Raw genomic sequence first — 18375 nt, forward strand, 5'->3', positions numbered from 1 at the left:
ATGCAAATAATTAATAAATTTTATAAATTACTGAATGTATATATTTATTTTATTTCATTCTCTCTATTAATAGTATTTTTTTCCACAACTTATTCAAATGCAAATGCATTTAGGGTATCTAAAATTGAAATATCCTCTCCATTTGAATTAAATTTTGAAAAAAATAACGTTATTGACAAAGGATTTCAAACTTCCTTTTCTGATTTGATTTCAATGATTACAACCTCTGGTAATAGAAAAAAGATTAAAAATGTTTCTATAAAAGAAATTAAGGGCATGATTGACTCTTTCACCATTAGTGATGAAAAATTTATAAATAATGAGTATTTTGCAAATTTAGAAACAACATTTAATAAAAAAAAAATTCTTAAATTTTTAGAAAATAAAAATATTTTTCCATCCATACCCCAAAGAAATAAGGTCTTATTATTTCCCATCCTTATAGAAACTAAAAATAACAATATATATCTTTTTAATAACAATATTTTTTACGATAAATGGAATGAACAAAAAAACTCTTATGATTTGTTAGATTATTTATTACCGAGTGAAGATATTGAAGATTTGATAGAGTTACAAAAAATCTCAAAAGATATTGAAACTTATGATTTTTCAAATCTAATTAATAAATATGATATTAGAGATAATATAATTTTAATAATATACAAAGAAAGCAACAGAATAAGAACACTTTCAAAAATTAACTTAAATAACAGCTTGAAAATTCAAAATAAGAACTATCCCAAATTAGATATTTTGAATAATAATGACTTTTCTAATATTGTTGAAAATTTAAAACAGCTTTATGAAGATCAATGGAAAAAAAATAATGAAATTAATACTTCCATAAAACTTCCTATAACAATATCTATTAATTCCAAAAAAACTAAAAAAATTATAGAGTTGGAACAGGTGCTTTATAGTTTAGATCTAGTTTCTGACTTTAGTATTTTGAATTTTAATAGTGAGATTATTCAATATAAAATTACTTATAATGGCACACCTAATATATTTTTAAATGACATGAAAGAAAAGAACCTTGAATTAGAAATGAAGAATAATATGTGGATATTAAAATGAAAAATTTAAATCAATTATTATTAGATTTTAATTATGAACAAAACTTTAAAGATGATGATTTTTATGTTGGAAAGAGTAATTTTTATGCTTTTGAAATGATTAACAAATGGCCAAAGTGGGAAAAAAATTTTTTAAACATTAATGGTGAAAAATTTTCAGGAAAAAGTCACCTGGTTAATATTTTTTTGAAAAAATTTAATGGCATTAGGATTGATGTTAATTCATTAAATGACGAAAATATTAAATCCATTAAACCTTACCAAAATATTGTTTTAGAGGATTTAAATTTAAATATAAATGAGAAGCTGATTTATTCACTTTTTAATATAATAGATCAAGATAATAAGTTTTTGATAGTCACATCAATGAAACCAATATCTGAGATCAATTTTGAACTTGAAGATCTTCGATCTAGAACAAAGAACTGTCTTTTTGCAAATATTCAAAACCCTGACGATGAGCTAATGTTTGCATTAATATTAAAAAATTTATCAGACAGACAAATTACTTTAGATAAAAAGCTGATTAACTTTATTATTAAAAGAATTGAGAGATCGTATGGCAAAATATTTGAATTCATATATAAAATTGACAAGATTAGTTTAAAAAAAAAGAAATCTATCGATTTTAAAATTATTAATGAAGCTCTTGAGGAATAAGTGAATAAATATAGAACACATACATGTAGTGAGTTAACAATAGATAGTAGTGGTAAAGATGTTGTTTTATCAGGCTGGATAAACAAAAAAAGAGATCATGGAAATTTACTATTCATAGATTTAAGAGACAATTATGGAATGACTCAATGCATCATAGATAAAAGTAACGAAAATTTTAATTCATTAGAAAAAATTCAATTAGAAAGCGTAATTAAGATAAATGGTAAGGTTGTAGAGAGAACAAAAGAAACTATTAACACCGATCTTCAAACTGGAGAAATTGAGGTTAATATAAATTCATTTGAAGTGTTGGGTACTTGCAAGGAGTTACCAATGCCAGTTTTTAGTGATCAAGAGTATGCTGAAGAAATTAGACTCAAGTATAGATTCTTAGATCTAAGAAGAAAAAAAATTCATGACAATATTATTTTAAGGTCAAAAGTTATCTCTTTTATTAGAGGCGAGATGTCTAAACTTGGGTTTTTAGAATTCCAAACACCAATATTAACATCCTCTAGCCCTGAAGGTGCAAGAGATTTTTTAGTACCAAGTAGACTAAATCCTGGAAAATTTTATGCACTGCCACAAGCGCCACAACAATTTAAACAACTTATAATGGTTTCTGGTTTTGATAAATATTTTCAAATAGCTCCATGCTTTAGAGATGAAGATGCAAGGGCAGATAGAAGTCCAGGTGAATTTTATCAGCTTGATTTAGAAATGTCTTTTGTTGAACAAGAAGATGTCTTTCAAGTTGTTGAAAAATTAATAGTCAATGTTTTTAAAAAATTTTCTGAAAAAAAATTGATGTATGAAAAATTTCCAAGAATACCTTATGAGGAATCTATGCTTAAGTATGGATCAGATAAACCAGATTTAAGAAACCCATTAATAATTTCAGATTTATCAAACATTTTTACACGTGATGATGTTACGTTTGAGATATTTAAAAAGCTTGTAAAATCTGGTTCTAAAGTGAGATGTATAGTAACAAAAAATACAAAAGATAAACCTAGGAGTTTTTTTGATAATATTGATAAGTGGGCAAAAGAACAAGGGGCGTCTGGTCTTGCTTATTTTACAATTGAAAAAGAAGAAAATATTTCAGCAAAAGGACCGGTGGGAAAATTTTTTTCTAAAGAAGCACTAGAGGAAATTATGAAAATCACTGGAGCTGAAATAGGGGATAGTATATTTTTTGCTTGTGGAAAAATAAATGATGTTGAAAAAATAACCTCTTTAGCTAGAGATAAAATTGCTAAAGATTTAAAATTAATTGATGAAAATACTTTCGCATTTTGTTGGGTTGTTGATTATCCAATGTTTGAAAAAAATGAAGTAACTAATAAAATCGAATTTAGTCACAATCCATTTTCAATGCCTCAAGGAGACTTAAAAGATATTGATTTTGATAATCCACTTAATATTAAAGCCTATCAGTACGATATTGTTTGCAATGGGATAGAGCTATCTTCTGGTGCAATTAGAAATCACGTGCCTGAATTGATGTATAAACTTTTCTCTATTGCTGGATATCAAAAAGAACAAGTTGATGAAAAATTTAGTGGAATGATCAATGCTTTAAGTTATGGAGCCCCACCTCATGGTGGTATAGCACCTGGTATCGATAGAATTGTAATGTTATTAGCTAATGAAAAGAATATTAGAGAAGTTACAATGTTTCCAATGAATCAAAATGCTCAAGATTTAATGATGAACGCTCCATCAAACGTTAACGAAGAGCAACTTAAAGAGCTTGGTTTAGCTTTAAAACTGAAAAAATAATATTACTTTTTACCTTTTAAACTTATCTTAACGTCAGATAAATCAACAAGATTTTTTTTGTAGTTATTTCTAACAAAACCTTTGCTAGTAACATCTTTTATAATTTTAAGTAATTGATTTTGATCCTCAGTATTTTCTTCCTCAGGTAAAGATCTATCTGATCCACCAATTGATGGAGTGTGAGCAAGATCTTCTCTATTTTGATATGAAATTGCTAATTCTCTAAAAATATAATCAAGTATTGAAGAAGCACTCATTATTCTGTCATTACCGTGTACTTTTCCAGATGGTTCAAATTTAGTATCAACATAAGCACTGATGAACTCATCTAAAGGAACGCCATATTGAAGTCCAAGTGAAATTGCTATTGCAAAATTGTTCATCAAAGCTTTTACCAGCTCACCCTCTTTACTTGTGTCTATGAAAATTTCTCCAATTTTACCATCTTCATATTCACCAGTATGGAGATAAACTTTATGGTCACCAATTGTCGCTTTTTGGATGTAACCTTTTCTTCTATCAGGCATACTAAATCTTTTACTGACACCCTCGTTAATTTTTTTAACAAAATTAGTATTATTTTCTTTTGAAATGACCTTAGGTTTGCTTTGCTCAGTAATAATATCTATTTTTTTAGTTTCGGTTACTTTATTATTTGCATCTAAACTTTTTGTTTTTCTTGTATCAAGTTTAACGTCTAAAACTTCAAATTTTCCATCGTCCCGTTTTTCAAGATTTGCCAACTCTGTTTCATTAATATCATCCAGATAATGATTAACTTTAAAGCTACAAGTATAATAAGTTTCTACTAAATATTTTGCCATTTTTCCTTTAATTAATTTTTTATTTTGAATCGTAAGATAATTAATTTATATACAAATCCTTACTTTAGTCTAATTTAAATAATACAATTTAGGATTGAAGAATTAATAAAATAATATGTTGACACTTTTAAAAAAAATTTTCATTTGGTGGAACCAAGAAACACTAGGTACAAAATTAAAAACTATTTTTTACGGAAAACTTGCTGGAAAAGATTCTAGTGGCAACAAATATTACGAAAGTAAATCTGGAAAACGATGGGTGATTTACAATGATGAAATTGATGCATCGAAAATCCCTAATGAATGGTACTCTTGGATGCATTTCACTAATAATAGAATTGAAAACAATCATGAATTGAAAAAATATGATTGGCAAAAACCGCATCAATCAAATCAAACGGGTACTGAGAATGCCTATCATCCTAATAAAAATAATGATCCTATTAAAAAAAAATATACAATCTGGAAAAGTTAGTTTCTTATTTATTTTAATTTATTTTTTTTTAACAAGCATATCATCACCCCTAGTAGCTAATGAAAATAGTGAAGGAAAATTTGTTGAAATAAAGATTTTAGATAAAGTAAGTTCAAAGACCGATCTTTTAAAATTAAAGATAGGAGAGGAGCTAAGATTTAAAAGTTTATTAATAAAAAGTCTCAAATGCAAAAACTCTGAATTTGATGACAACCCAGAAATTACATCTTATATTCAGGTTAAAGATACGATTAATAATGATAACAACGAAGTGTTTATATTTAATGGGTGGACCTTTTCATCTAGTCCTGCAGTAAATCCTTTTGATCATCCAGTATATGATATTTGGTTAACAAGATGTTATTAGAATACTTTTTCATTATCTAGCCAGCTAACATTAAAGTCTGACTCAATAAATTTTTTATGATTTAGTAAAATTTTATGAAGAGGTATTGTTGTTGTTATTCCTTCAATGACAAATTCATCTAAAGATCGATTCATTCTTTGTATTGCTTCAGTTCTATTTCTGCCATGAGTGATGACTTTACAAATCATACTATCGTAAAATGGTGTAACTTTATAACCTTGAAAAATTGCACCATCTACTCTTGTTCTAAAACCTGATGGTTGGTGACACATTCCTATAGTTCCAGGTGAAGGTTGAAAATTTTTACTCGCATCCTCTGCATTAATTCTACATTCTATTGCATGCCCCCTAGGATTAATGTCACTTTGTTTTAAAGCTGTTTCACCAGTGTATGCTATCCAAATTTGCTCTTTAATAATATCAATACCAGTTACCATTTCAGTTACAGGATGCTCCACTTGAACTCGGGTATTCATTTCTAGAAAATAAAATTTTCCATCTTCATATATAAATTCAACAGTTCCAGCCCCCTCATAACCAATTTTACTAACCATATTTACAGTTCTTTCAAAAAGATCTTTTCTGATCTGATCTGTTAAAACTGGACTAGGAGTTTCTTCTATTAATTTTTGATGTCTTCTTTGAACTGAGCAGTCTCTTTCATGTAAATGTACTGTTCTATTTTTTCCAGATAATACCTGAACTTCAATATGCCTTGGATCTTGGAAAAATTTCTCAATATAAATTTCATCATTACCAAAATATTTTTGTGCTTCAGACTTTGCTGTTGAAAATAATGTTTCAAATTCTTCTTCTTTACGAACGATTTTCATTCCCTTGCCTCCACCACCTGCGGATGCTTTAATCAGAACTGGAAAGCCTATTTTTTTACAAAGTTCTTTGGCTGCCTTTATGTCTGTTATTCCGCCTTCAGAACCTTCAATAACAGGTAGACCATGTTCTTTTGCAATTTTTTTTGCTTGAATTTTATCTCCCATCATCTCTATGAGTTTAGAAGAAGCACCAATAAATTTAATATTATTTTCCTCTAGTACCTTAGCAAAATTTGCATTTTCAGATAAAAAACCATATCCAGGGTGAACCGCTTCTGCTTTTGTAAGTTCTATTGCTGACATCAAAGCTGGGATATTTAAATAACTATTTGCAGGTTGGTGTGAGCCAATGCATACACTTTCATCTGCCAGTCTTACATGCATACTATCTTTATCAACATCAGAATGAACAGCGACAGTTGCTATACCCCATTCTTTGCAAGCTCTTATAACTCTGACTGCAATTTCCCCTCGGTTTGCAATTAGAATTTTTTTAAACATTACTCTACGATGATAATAGTTTGGCCGTATTCAACAGGTTGGCCATCTTCTACACAGATTTCTTTTATAATTCCATCTGCTGTTGATGGAACGTGGTTCATAGTTTTCATAGCCTCAACTATCATAACCGTTTCACCTTTTTTAATTTTTTTACCAACTTCTACAAATTTTTTACCACCAGGTTCTGCAGCAAGATAAGCTGTACCAATAATAGGAGATTTAACTTCAGTTCCAGACACAACAGTTGACTTAACTGTATCAAGGGCTGGTGTTGAAGCAGAAACACTTACAGTTTGATTTGAACTAGCTGGATTCGATTTTGATACTTTTATTTTAGTATCTTTATCAGTGTATTCAATTTCAGTTAAATTGAATTCATTTAAGTAGTCTGTTAATTCTTTAATGATATTTTTATCTATTTTCATTTCTGTAACATGTTTTGCATTGCAATTATGGCTAAAATATAACCATTATCACCTAAACCAAAAATTCCACCAGTAGCAATATCGCTGATTAAAGATTTGCGTCTAAATTCTTCTCTTTTATATATATTTGATATGTGAAGTTCAATAATTGGTTTTTTATAAATATCTAAAGCATCCCTGATAGCTACAGATGTATGTGTAAAACCTGCAGCATTAATAATTATACCATCAAATTTACTTTTAGCCTCTTGGATGGTTGTAACTATTTCGCCTTCTATATTTGACTGGGAAAATTCTAAATTAATATTTAAATCTTTAGCTTTATCTAAAGAATTTTCTTTTAACTTATCAAATGTTATTGATCCATATTGTGATTGTTCTCTTTCACCTAATAGATTAAGATTAGGACCATTAATAATTATAATATTATTACTCATCAAATTCTTATACATTATGAAAAAAATAAAAAAAATAAAAATTAAATTAAATGGTAAATTTTCAACAATAAATGAAAATTTAAGCCTCTTAATTTTTTTAAAAGAACTAAAAATACCTCTTAAAAAAGTAGCAATTGAATTAAATCAAGAAATAATAGATAAAAATAATCTAAAAACTATAAAACTAAAAAATAATGACAAAATAGAAATTGTTCATTTTATTGGAGGTGGATAAAATTGGTTAACGATAAATTAATAATTGATAAAAAAAAATTTAATTCCAGATTAATAGTTGGAACTGGAAAATATAAAAGTATGGCAGAATGTGCGAAAGCTATTAAATTATCTGGAGCAGAAATTGTTACTGTTGCTGTGAGAAGAGTAAACATTTCTGATAAAAAAAAACCTTTATTGATGGACTACATTGATCCAAAAAAAATAACTTACTTACCAAACACTGCTGGCTGCTTTAATTCTGAAGAGGCTCTTAGAACATTACGTTTAGCAAGAGAAATTGGTGGATGGAAACTGGTAAAACTTGAGGTTTTAGGAGATAAAAAAAATTTATTTCCAGATATGATTGAAACATTAAAATCTACAGAAGTTTTAACTAGAGAAGGATTTAGAGTAATGGTTTACTGTAATGATGATCCTTTAATGGCTAAAAGATTAGAGAATGTAGGAGCTTGTGCAATTATGCCTCTCGCAGCACCCATAGGATCTGGCCTTGGAATTCAAAATACAACAAACATAAAAATAATAAGAAGCCAAACAAAGCTTCCTTTGATAATTGATGCTGGCTTAGGACAAGCGTCAGACGCAGCTATTGCCATGGAGTTAGGTTGTGATGGAGTGTTGGCTAATACTGCAATTGCCAAAGCTAAAAAACCATTTCAAATGGCACTGGCATTTAAAAATGGAGTAATTGCAGGAAGACAATCTTATTTAGCAGGTCGTATAGAAAAATCTATATATGGAAGCGCATCTTCTCCAAAAACTGGAATTATCTAGGCTACTGGTTTTTTAAAAAATTTCTTTTTAAAAAAAGGTTTTTTTTTATAAGGCTTTTTTTTAATAGGACTTTCAAAAGATTTAAATTCTTTTTTTTGCTCTTCTAGGTTTTTTAACTTTTCTATATGTTGAACTATTTCTATTGTTTTTTTAGTTTTGTTTTGAAGATCAATTATGTATTCAGGAATAATAAGACTGTTATCTGCAATTATATCGATCTTAATTAAGTTTTTTTCTTCAAAATACTTTAAATCTTCAATAAAGTTTTCTTTCATAAAGTCCGATATCTTTTCGCAAATCTTAAGTTCTACAAATTTTGCTTTTGTTAAAACAGCTTTAACCTCGACTAATTTAAGAATCTTCATCGCAAAAGACTCATCTGTAAGTGTAACTTTCCATTTTACAGCACTTTCCCTTAATCTTTGTCTAGACATTTCTAAAAGTCCAAATGTACTAATTCTTCCAATTTGAATTCTTGCCCTATCAGTTCTGCATTGTTCTTTAAGTTTTCTCTCAACCAACCTTCTATTTCCAAAACTCAACATATCAATAAAATCAATAATAATTAGACCAGACAGATCTCTTATTTTTATTTGTCGAGATATCTCTTCTGCTGCCTCAAGATTAGTGTCTAAAGCAGTACTTTCTACATTTTTTTGTTTAATAGAGCTTCCTGAATTTATATCAATTGAAACTAGTGCTTCAGTTGGATTTATAACTAGGTAACCTCCTGATTTTAGTTTTATTTCTGAGTCATAAATTTGATTTAATTTTTCTTCAATGTTCTCTTTAAAAAATAAAGGAACTTTTTCTCTATATTTTTTTATTTTTTTTACATGAGAGGGCATCATTAACTTCATAAAGTTTTGGGCTTTTTTGTAACCCTCATTACCTTCAATGACGATACTATTTGTGCTTTCATCATACATATCTCTCAAAGTTCTTTTTATAATATCACTTTCTTGATGGATTAATGATGGAGCTATAGAGTTTAATGCATTTTCTTTAATTTCATTCCAAGTTTTAATCAAAGTTTGAAGATCATGATCAATATCATTTTTTGTTTTGTTTGATCCTGCAGTTCTTACAATAAGCCCCATTTCTTTTGGAATAACTATATCGTTTAAAATAGTTCTAATTTTTTTTCTTTCTCCTGGGTTAAATATTTTACGAGATATGCCACCACCTTTTGGTGTATTGGGCATTAGGACAATATATTTACCTGCTATAGAAATAAAAGTACTCAACGCAGCACCTTTTTGTCCTCTTTCATCTTTTAAAACTTGTATTAAAATTACTTGATTAGGTTTTATAACTTCTTGAATCTTATATCTTTTAGATCTAAATCTTGTTTCAGGTTTTCTACCGTGTAATACAGGCGAAGGTTGCTCTTTATCTTCATCTACTTGAGTGGTATCTGTAATTGGAGTATCACTCCCTTCTGCTACCTGATCATTGGTTTCAAATTCAGACTCAAGTTTTACTTCAACTGGATCATTAATATCAAGATTACCCTCGTTAATATTTTTTTGTTCTTCTAACTCACTTTTTTTTAATAGTTCTTCTCTGGCTTTTTCTTCTTCTTCTTTTATTTTTGCTAAATCACTCTGAGGTATTTGATAATAGTCAGATTGAATATCGTTAAAGGATAGAAAACCGTGTCTATCTCTTCCAAAATCAATAAATGCAGCTTGTAAAGATGGCTCTACTCGACTTACCTTGCCAAGGTAGATATTATTTTTTATTAAATTGTTTTTTAAGCCTTCGTACTCGTAGTCTTCAATGTTTTCACCTGACTTAAGTACAACTCTTGTTTCATTTGGATGCGAAGCATCAATGTATAAATTTTTTTCCATATATTTTTGATTAATTGTTTCATTTTATATTTAAATAATTTTAAATTTTGTTTGAATTCTGATGCCTTAACTTTAACAAATTCTTATATATATTAAACTAAAATGCATAGAATAATTAAAAATATATTTATAGTAGTTTTAAGCGTTGGTTTGTTATCTGCATTTTCTGTATTAGCTGTTTTGTGGGCTTTTTCTAACAATTTGCCAGATTATAAATTCCTCAAAAATTATAAACCATCAGTTTCTAGTAAAGTTTACTCAGGGAATGGTGAGTTGGTGAATGATTTTTCATCAGAAAAACGAATATTTGTACCCTATAAATCAATACCAGAAAAAGTGATTAATGCTTTCTTATCTGCAGAAGATAAAAATTTCTATTCGCATCCAGGAGTAGATGCCAAAGGAGTGTTAAGAGCAATAATTAATAACATTTCCAATGTAGTTGCATCAAGAAGATTGGAAGGTGCATCAACAATAACTCAACAAGTGGCAAAAAATTTTTTATTAACAAACGAAGTAAGTTTAAATAGAAAAATTAAAGAGGCAATTCTTGCCTTTAGAATAGAAAGAGCTCTTTCAAAAGAAAGAATATTAGAACTATACTTAAATCAAATATATCTGGGTGAAGGTACTTATGGCGTTGCATCTGCTAGCTTAGAATATTTTGACAAATCAATTAGTGAATTGAATTATGAAGAAGCAGCTTTATTAGCAGCTCTGCCAAAGGCTCCAAGTAGATATAACCCGTATAAAAATATAGAACTTGCAAAATTTAGAAGAGATTTAGTTATAAACAATTTGTTTGAAAATAATTATATAAGCAAACAAAATCAAAAAGAGCTTTTGTCGAAAAAAATAATATTAAAAAAAAGAAAAAAAATATTTACAGAAGATACTAACTATTATGTAGAAGATATTAGAAAAGATGTAGTTGAAAAATTAGGATTTGATAAAGTTTACAAACAAGGATTAAATATAAGTACACCTATTAATATTAGCTTGCAAAAAATTGCAACTGACTCATTGAGACAAGGTCTTATCGAATACGATAAACGAAAAGGGTGGCGTGGTCCATTGACTAATATTAAAAATTTAGAAAAATGGAATAAAGATTTAGATAAATTTAGATTAGAAAGATCAATTAATTGGGATTTAGCAATAGTTAAAAAGATAGATAAATTTTCAATAGAAATTGAATCGGAATATGAAAAAAAAGGAATTATTAAGTACGAAAACATCTCGTGGATAAAAAAAGATTTTGATGAAATATTGAAAATTGGGGATGTTATTTATACTGAAAACATAAATAAAAATATATTTGCCTTAAGGCAACTGCCAGAAGTTAATGGAGGGATTGTTGTTATGGACCCTTTTACTGGACGGGTATTAGCTCTAAGCGGTGGATTTAGCTTTAAAAAAAGTGAATTTAATAGAGCCACACAAGCACTAAGGCAGCCAGGTTCTGCTTTCAAACCTTTTGTTTATGCTTTAGCTCTTGAGAATGGATATACACCATCAACTTTAATTCTAGATGCACCACTAGTTTTAGAGCAAGGATCTGATTTAAAAATGTGGAAACCTGAAAACTACGGTAAAAAATTTTATGGACCATCAACACTTAGAATGGGGTTAGAAAAATCTAGAAACTTGATGACTGTCAGAATTGCACAAGATCTTGGAGTTAAAAAAATTGTTAATTTTTCAAAAAAACTTGGTATTTATGAAAATCCCAGCGAGCTTTTATCAATTTCATTAGGCTCTGCAGAGACAACTTTATTGAAGCTAACATCAGCATACTCTTCATTTATTAATGGAGGAAAATTAGTTAAACCAATAATGATAGATAGAATTCAAGACAGTGAAGGGATTACAATTTTTAATAATGAAATGAGAGAGTGTATAAATTGTGATCAAATATCTCACTTAAGTGACAATTATCCAAATATAAAGGACAGTTTTGAGCAAATATTTTCCCCAGAAACAGCATATCAAATGACCTCGATATTGGAGGGAACTGTTCAAAATGGAACAGGAAAAAATTTAAAAGATTTAAATTTGGATTTGGCTGGAAAAACAGGCACAACAAATGGAAATACAGATACATGGTTTATAGGATTTACTTCAAAATTAGTAATAGGAGTTTATGTAGGTTCAGATAATCCAAGATCGCTTGGAAGGTATGAAACAGGAGCAAAAACAGCATTACCAATTTTTAAAAGCTTTGTAAAAAAAGCTGTAAAAAAAGAAGATGCAAGACCGTTTAAAGTTGCAAAAAATATTTTAATGAAAGTTATTGATCCTATTACAGGAGAAAAAGCTGAAATTGGAACAAGAAGAACAATTATTGAAGCTTATAAAGAAGTGAAAGTAGAAAATTTATTAAATAAAGATATTAATAATAGATTAAAAAATAATAATATATTAAGGTTCTACTAATGGACAATGAATATTTAAATTACAAATCTGAAATAGAAAAAATCAATCAAAGAGTTAAGGAGTACCTTTGAAAAAAATGATATTCATAAAAAACTAGAAAAGAATAACCAAAAAATATTAGAAACTAATTTTTGGCAAGATAAAGCAAATTCTCAGAAAGTTATTAAAGAAAAAAAATTATATGAAGAATTAATAAATTCATATGAAAATTCATCTAAATCGATAATTGATCTTGATGAATTGAACGAACTTGCTTTAGAAGAAAAAAATCAATCTGTCATAAACGAAGTTCTTGAGAGTATTAAAAATTTAAAAAAATTAGCTAAAAAAAATGAAACTAAATGTTTTTTGTCAAATGAAACTGACAGTTTAGATTGCTATATAGAAATTCATGCCGGTGCTGGTGGAACAGAGAGCCAGGATTGGGCAGAAATGTTAAGAAGAATGTATTTAAAATGGTCAGATATTAAGAATTTTAAATCAGAATTAATTAGCGAACATAAGGGAGAGGAAGCAGGCATAAAATCATCAACTATTAAAATTGAGGGTGATTATGTTTTCGGATGGTTAAAAGCTGAGTCAGGAATTCATAGGTTGGTTAGAATATCTCCTTTTGATTCTGGAGCTAGACGACATACCAGTTTTGCAAGTATCTGGATTTATCCCGTCATAGATGAAAATATTGAAATAGAAATTAATGAAAAAGATTTACGTATTGACACCTATCGATCAAGTGGAGCAGGAGGGCAACATGTGAATACTACAGATAGTGCGGTAAGAATAACCCATCTACCTTCTAAAATAGTAGTTCAATGTCAAAATGAAAGATCACAACATAAAAATAAAGATACCTGTATGAATATGCTTAAGGCAAGACTATATGATTTTGAATTAAAAAAAAAAGAACAAGAAAGCCAAACAGTAGAGTCTTCCAAGTCAGAAATTGGTTGGGGTCATCAAATTAGATCTTATGTACTTCACCCATACAGAATGGTAAAAGATAATAGAACTAACTTTGAAAGCTCAAATCCTGATAAAATCTTAGATGGTGAGATTGATGATTTTTTAGAAAGTTCGTTATATAAAGTTAAATAATGAAAAAAATAGTTAAAATTCTTGTAATATTAATATTAACGCTTGCAACAATTGTTATTTACTTGAGCCTCTATGGAGTAAAAACTGACAAGTTTAATAAAGAAATTATAAAGAATGTTTCAAAAATTAATAAAAAAATTAACCTTTCATTAAATGAGGTTAATTATCTATTAAACCCACTGAATTTTAGTATCAATATTTCAACAAAAAACCCTAAAATATTATTGGAAGATAAAAGTCTAGATTTAAAAGACATTACTAGCAATATTTCATTAAAATCTTTTATAAGTAATCAGTTTTCTATTGATGATTTAAAAATTTCAACAAAAGAAATTAAAATCAAAGATTTAATCTCATTAACAAGAACAGTTGAAGGATCACCACAACTTTTTGTTTTAGACAACATCACTAAAGAGGGATTAATTTCTACAGAAATAAATCTTAAATTTGATTCAGATGGAGAAATAAAAAACAATTATCAAATAAATGGGACTGTCAAAAAAGCAAAATTTAATATTTTTAACAAGGTTGAAATTGATGATTTAAACCTTTTATTTAATATAAGCAACAATCAACTAACATTAAAAAAGATAGAAACAAATCTTAATAGTATAAAATTAAAATCGCCCTTAATCAAAATTGAAAAAAAGAAAGATATATTTTTTGTTGATGGAGAAGTGGCAAATAAAGAACAAAATTTTGATATAAAAAAATTAAAACCTATATTTGGTGATTTACCAAACAATATAGAGATAGAAAAAATTGACTTTAATTCTGTAAATATTTTTTCTTTCAATATTAACAAAAAATTAAAATTAAAAGATTTAAAACTAGAGACCATCTTGAACTTAGAAAATTTTCAAATAGTTAAAAATCCCCTTAATTTAAAAACTTTTTTACCTAATTATGCAGAGCAAATTAAATTTAAAGATCATAAAATTAAAATTAAATTAATAAAAGGTATATTGGATATTAGGGGAGATGGAGATATCTATATTGGAGACGAGTCTGAACAATTATCTTACAACGTTATTAAAGATGATAGAAAAATAACATTTAATACAAACCTTAATATTAAAAATAATCCATTAACAATAAATTTTTTAGATTATAAAAAGAAAAAAGGAAACAGTTCAGAAATTTTATTAAAAGGTATTTACAAAAAAAATAAAGAATTGATATTAAATGATATTTCTATAACAGAAAAGAATAATCAAATTTTAATTAAAGATTTAATGTTTAGTAAAAATTTTAAAGTTAAAGATTTAAGTTACATTAAACTTAATTATCGAAATAAAAATGATCTTCTTAACAATTTAGAGCTAAAAAAAAATAAATCTAATTTTTCCATAAATGGTAAAAGTTTTGATGCAACACAGTTAATTAACAAGAGCATGAGTGATGATGAAAGTACTACAATTTTTGAAAATTTTAATTCTAAATTTAATATTAAAATAGGTACAACTTATATAAATAAAAACGATTATACTAAAAATTTAGCTGGATACTTCACTTTTAAAAATAATAAATTAGATAAATTAAATCTAGCATCTACTTTTTCTAACAATAAAAAAATGAACTTATCTATTGAAACTAATAACCAAAATGAAACTATTACAAAATTCTTTTCAAACTACCCAAAACCTTTGATTAAAAGATATGATTTCATTAAAGGATTTGAAGAAGGTTATCTAAATTTTAATTCTATAAAAAAAGATGGTGTTTCTAATTCTGTATTAATTATTGATAACTTTAAAGTTAAAGAGGTACCTGTTTTTGCTAAGCTTTTAAGCCTAGCGTCACTTCAAGGTATTGCAGATCTTTTAACGGGTGAGGGAATAAGATTTACCGATTTTGAAATGAGATATTCAAGTCAAAAAGGTCTTACTAATATTGAAGAAATGTATGCAATTGGACCTGCTATTTCTATATTAATGGATGGTTATATTAAATCAAAGAAATTGGTTAGCTTAAGAGGAACATTGGTTCCAGCAACAACTATAAATAGATCTATAGCCTCAATTCCACTACTGGGTAAAATACTAATAGGAGAAAAAACGGGAGAAGGTGTTTTTGGTGTAAGTTTTAAAATAAAAGGACCTCCAAAGAATTTATCAACAACAGTTAATCCAATTAAAACACTAACACCTAGATTTATAACAAGAACTTTAGAAAAAATTAAAAAGAACTAAATTAACTCAACTTTAATATGTTTTTTCTTGCCAAGTGAAAGTTTAATTAAACTACTCTTAAATAAATCTTCAGTAATTAAAAACTTTTCATCAGAAATAGCCTGACCATTTATTTTAATTCCATTCCCTTTAATTAATCTTCGAATTTCACTTTTAGAACTTTCTAATTTTGATAAAATTACCAAATCTAGAATACTTATATTATCATCTAACATTTTTTTATTAATGTGAGTTGTTGGCAGATTATCACCTAACGAATTTTCAGAAAATGTTTGTTTGGCTGTTTCTTGGCATTTACTTGCCTCATCTTCTCCATGCAACATAGAAGTAGCTTTGTTGGCAAGTAAAATTTTTAACTCATTAATATTGTCATCTTTAATATTTTCAATTTCATCAACATTAATATCTGTAAAAATTTTTAAAAACTTTAAGACATCTCGATCATCAATATTTCTCCAAAATTGCCAGTAGTCATATGATGAAAGAAATTTTTTATCTAGCCAAACAGCTCCAGATTCAGTTTTACCCATTTTTGCACCTGAGGCTAATGTAATAAGAGGTGTCGTTAAACCGTAAACATGATTATTTGAATATCTTTTTATAAGATCAACTCCATTAACGATATTACCCCATTGATCAGAGCCACCAATTTGAAGCATACATTTTTCTTTTTTGTTTAATTCTAAAAAATCGTATGCTTGTAAAATCATATAGTTAAATTCCATATAACTTAATGACTGCTCTCTCTCTAATCTAATTTTGACACTATCAAAACTCAACATTTTGTTAATAGTAAAATGTTTTCCAACATCTCTTAGAAAAGAAATATAATTTAAATTTTTAAGCCATGTGTAGTTATTAACAAATATAGGTTTTGTCTCTGGATCTTTATCATCTAAAAAATTTTTTAGAATTTTTTCAATATTATTTATATTTTTTTCTATTTCTTTTTCAGATAAAATTGTCCTAGTTTTATCTTTTCCGGATGGATCACCTATTCTAGTAGTACCCCCTCCTAATAAAACAATTGGTTGGTGGCCATGTTTTTGGAGCAATCTAAGACACATAATTTGAAGTAAGCTACCAACGTGAAGACTTTCAGCTGTACAATCAAAACCAATATAAGCTCTGATTTTTTCTTTATCTAATAATTGAGATAGATTTTCTTCACCTGTACACTGGTAAAAGAAACCACGATCTTTAAATTCTTTTAAAAATTTATTCATAAATATGCTATCTAGAATATACAATATTTACTTTAAAAATAAGAATGGAAAAATTTTATACTTCTTTAGGGTTAATGAGTGGCACATCTATGGATGGGGTTGATGCATCAATTATTAAATCAGATGGTGAAAGTAACTATGAGCCTATATTTGATAAATATTTTGAGTATGATGGGTTAATTTACTCAAACTTACTAAATCTAAGAGATAAAATAAATTCAATAAAAGATTTACAAGATAATTCTTATCAAATTAACGAGCTTGAGAGAAAAATTACCTTATTTCATGCAAAAATTAGCAAAGAAATTATAAAGAATGCAGGAGTAGATGTAGATATAGTTGGGTTTCACGGTCAAACAATTTTTCACAATGCTCAGGAAAAAATATCAAAACAAATAGGAGATGGCAATTTACTATCAAGTCTTTTAAAAAAAAATGTAGTTTATAACTTTAGAGAAAATGACATTCATAATGGAGGCCAAGGAGCTCCATTGGCTCCAATCTTTCACAACTTACTTATAAACCAGAATAAAATAGAGAAACCTGCTTGTGTTTTAAACATAGGAGGTATCGCAAATATTACTCTTGTTATCTCAAAAAATAATGAAGATTTAAAAAGTTTTGATGTAGGTCCTGGTAATTGTCTTTTAGATGAATGGGTTAGAAGACACACACAAATGAAATATGATGAAAATGGAAAAGCATCAAATATAGGAAAAACAAGTGAAGTTATTCTAAATCAAGCGATTGATAATTTTGACAATATAAGTAATCAAAAAAAACTTTCATTTGATATAAAAGATTTTGATTTAAGTTTTGTAAAAGGTCTCACATATGAGGATGGCTTATCTACATTAGTAGATTTTACAGCAATAATAATTTATCAATCAATTTTAAAATCAATCAACAGTGAAGAAAATAAAAAGTTATTAATAATAGTTTGTGGTGGTGGAAGAAAAAACCTTTCATTAATGGAGAGCATAAGAAAAAGACTACCAAAAAATATTTATTTAAAAATAATTGATGATTATAAAATTGATGGTGATTTCATCGAGTCTCAAGCTTTTGCTTATCTTGCAATTAGGTCTGCACTTAAAAAAGTAATTTCATTCCCCAATACTACAAATGTCAAAAAACCGTCAATAGGTGGGGTTTTAGTTAAAAACTATTAAG

17 protein-coding genes are annotated in these 18375 nt (G+C 27.6%); 11 read left to right on the forward strand and 6 right to left on the reverse strand.

What is annotated here, in order from left to right; all coding sequences use genetic code 11:
• From AC5SL4_RS01640 to aspS, 3 genes are read left to right on the forward strand one after another with little or no spacing between them, the layout of a single operon-like run.
• A complete protein-coding gene (locus AC5SL4_RS01640) occupies positions 1-1080 on the forward strand; it encodes a hypothetical protein (RefSeq protein WP_006997193.1) in 1080 nt (359 codons plus the stop codon).
• On the forward strand, positions 1077-1739 hold the full coding sequence (locus AC5SL4_RS01645; protein ID WP_230454305.1) for a P-loop NTPase family protein: 663 nt from the start codon (positions 1077-1079) through the stop codon (positions 1737-1739). Before AC5SL4_RS01640 ends, AC5SL4_RS01645 begins: the two co-directional genes overlap by 4 nt.
• The gene (gene aspS / locus AC5SL4_RS01650; RefSeq protein WP_018413964.1) at positions 1740-3524 is read left to right on the forward strand and encodes an aspartate--tRNA ligase; all 1785 of its coding nucleotides are present in this window, start codon (positions 1740-1742) and stop codon (positions 3522-3524) included.
• Between the two features lie 2 nt (positions 3525-3526).
• On the opposite strand, the gene AC5SL4_RS01655 is transcribed toward aspS, so the two are convergent.
• Complete coding sequence (locus AC5SL4_RS01655; protein WP_006997190.1) at positions 3527-4348, reverse strand: TSCPD domain-containing protein; 822 nt, start codon at positions 4346-4348, stop codon at positions 3527-3529.
• A gap of 115 nt (positions 4349-4463) precedes the next feature.
• Here AC5SL4_RS01655 and AC5SL4_RS01660 point away from each other — a divergent pair, with 115 nt between their 5' ends.
• Together AC5SL4_RS01660 and AC5SL4_RS01665 are read left to right on the forward strand one after the other, a co-directional pair.
• On the forward strand, positions 4464-4823 hold the full coding sequence (locus AC5SL4_RS01660) for an NADH-ubiquinone oxidoreductase subunit NDUFA12 family protein (protein WP_006997189.1): 360 nt from the start codon (positions 4464-4466) through the stop codon (positions 4821-4823).
• Entirely contained in the window at positions 4783-5190 is a 408-nt protein-coding gene (locus tag AC5SL4_RS01665; RefSeq protein WP_006997188.1) for a DUF2155 domain-containing protein, read from the forward strand. Before AC5SL4_RS01660 ends, AC5SL4_RS01665 begins: the two co-directional genes overlap by 41 nt.
• Here AC5SL4_RS01665 and accC read toward each other — a convergent pair.
• The 3 genes from accC to aroQ are packed head-to-tail and all read right to left on the reverse strand — an operon-like array spanning position 5187 to position 7386.
• A complete protein-coding gene (accC, locus tag AC5SL4_RS01670; RefSeq protein ID WP_006997187.1) occupies positions 5187-6524 on the reverse strand; it encodes an acetyl-CoA carboxylase biotin carboxylase subunit in 1338 nt (445 codons plus the stop codon). The genes AC5SL4_RS01665 and accC overlap by 4 nt on opposite strands.
• The gene (locus tag AC5SL4_RS01675) at positions 6524-6949 is read right to left on the reverse strand and encodes an acetyl-CoA carboxylase biotin carboxyl carrier protein (RefSeq protein WP_006997186.1); all 426 of its coding nucleotides are present in this window, start codon (positions 6947-6949) and stop codon (positions 6524-6526) included. The genes accC and AC5SL4_RS01675 overlap by 1 nt, the downstream gene beginning before the upstream one ends.
• The gene (gene aroQ / locus AC5SL4_RS01680; RefSeq protein WP_494587489.1) at positions 6946-7386 is read right to left on the reverse strand and encodes a type II 3-dehydroquinate dehydratase; all 441 of its coding nucleotides are present in this window, start codon (positions 7384-7386) and stop codon (positions 6946-6948) included. The genes AC5SL4_RS01675 and aroQ overlap by 4 nt, the downstream gene beginning before the upstream one ends.
• Positions 7387-7402: 16 nt before the next feature.
• Here aroQ and thiS point away from each other — a divergent pair, with 16 nt between their 5' ends.
• Both thiS and AC5SL4_RS01690 read left to right on the forward strand, forming a co-directional pair.
• Positions 7403-7621, forward strand: coding sequence for a sulfur carrier protein ThiS (gene thiS, locus AC5SL4_RS01685; protein WP_006997184.1), 219 nt, complete (start codon positions 7403-7405; stop codon positions 7619-7621).
• A gap of 2 nt (positions 7622-7623) precedes the next feature.
• Positions 7624-8397, forward strand: coding sequence for a thiazole synthase (locus AC5SL4_RS01690; protein WP_006997183.1), 774 nt, complete (start codon positions 7624-7626; stop codon positions 8395-8397).
• Here the strand turns inward: AC5SL4_RS01690 and AC5SL4_RS01695 are convergent.
• Positions 8394-10253 carry an Rne/Rng family ribonuclease gene (locus AC5SL4_RS01695; protein WP_494587490.1) on the reverse strand — a complete coding sequence of 620 codons (1860 nt, stop codon included), beginning with the start codon at positions 10251-10253 and terminating at the stop codon, positions 8394-8396. The two genes, AC5SL4_RS01690 and AC5SL4_RS01695, sit on opposite strands and share 4 nt — an antisense overlap.
• Positions 10254-10355: 102 nt before the next feature.
• Here AC5SL4_RS01695 and AC5SL4_RS01700 point away from each other — a divergent pair, with 102 nt between their 5' ends.
• Genes AC5SL4_RS01700 through AC5SL4_RS01710 form a run of 3 tightly spaced genes read left to right on the forward strand, consistent with a single transcriptional unit; the run spans position 10356 to position 15976 of the window.
• Positions 10356-12689 (forward strand): penicillin-binding protein 1A, encoded by a 2334-nt coding sequence (locus tag AC5SL4_RS01700; protein ID WP_494587491.1) that lies wholly within the window; start codon positions 10356-10358, stop codon positions 12687-12689.
• A gap of 45 nt (positions 12690-12734) precedes the next feature.
• Complete coding sequence (gene prfB / locus AC5SL4_RS01705; protein ID WP_494574383.1) at positions 12735-13784, forward strand: peptide chain release factor 2; 1050 nt, start codon at positions 12735-12737, stop codon at positions 13782-13784.
• Positions 13784-15976, forward strand: a complete 2193-nt coding sequence (locus tag AC5SL4_RS01710; protein WP_494587492.1) for a hypothetical protein — start codon at positions 13784-13786, stop codon at positions 15974-15976. Before prfB ends, AC5SL4_RS01710 begins: the two co-directional genes overlap by 1 nt.
• Here AC5SL4_RS01710 and tyrS read toward each other — a convergent pair.
• Positions 15973-17202, reverse strand: coding sequence for a tyrosine--tRNA ligase (gene tyrS, locus AC5SL4_RS01715; protein WP_006997178.1), 1230 nt, complete (start codon positions 17200-17202; stop codon positions 15973-15975). The genes AC5SL4_RS01710 and tyrS overlap by 4 nt on opposite strands.
• A gap of 44 nt (positions 17203-17246) precedes the next feature.
• Here tyrS and AC5SL4_RS01720 point away from each other — a divergent pair, with 44 nt between their 5' ends.
• Positions 17247-18374 (forward strand): anhydro-N-acetylmuramic acid kinase, encoded by a 1128-nt coding sequence (locus AC5SL4_RS01720; RefSeq protein WP_006997177.1) that lies wholly within the window; start codon positions 17247-17249, stop codon positions 18372-18374.
• Position 18375: the final 1 nt, after the last annotated feature.

This window comes from Candidatus Pelagibacter sp. PS_02 (genome assembly GCF_059418065.1).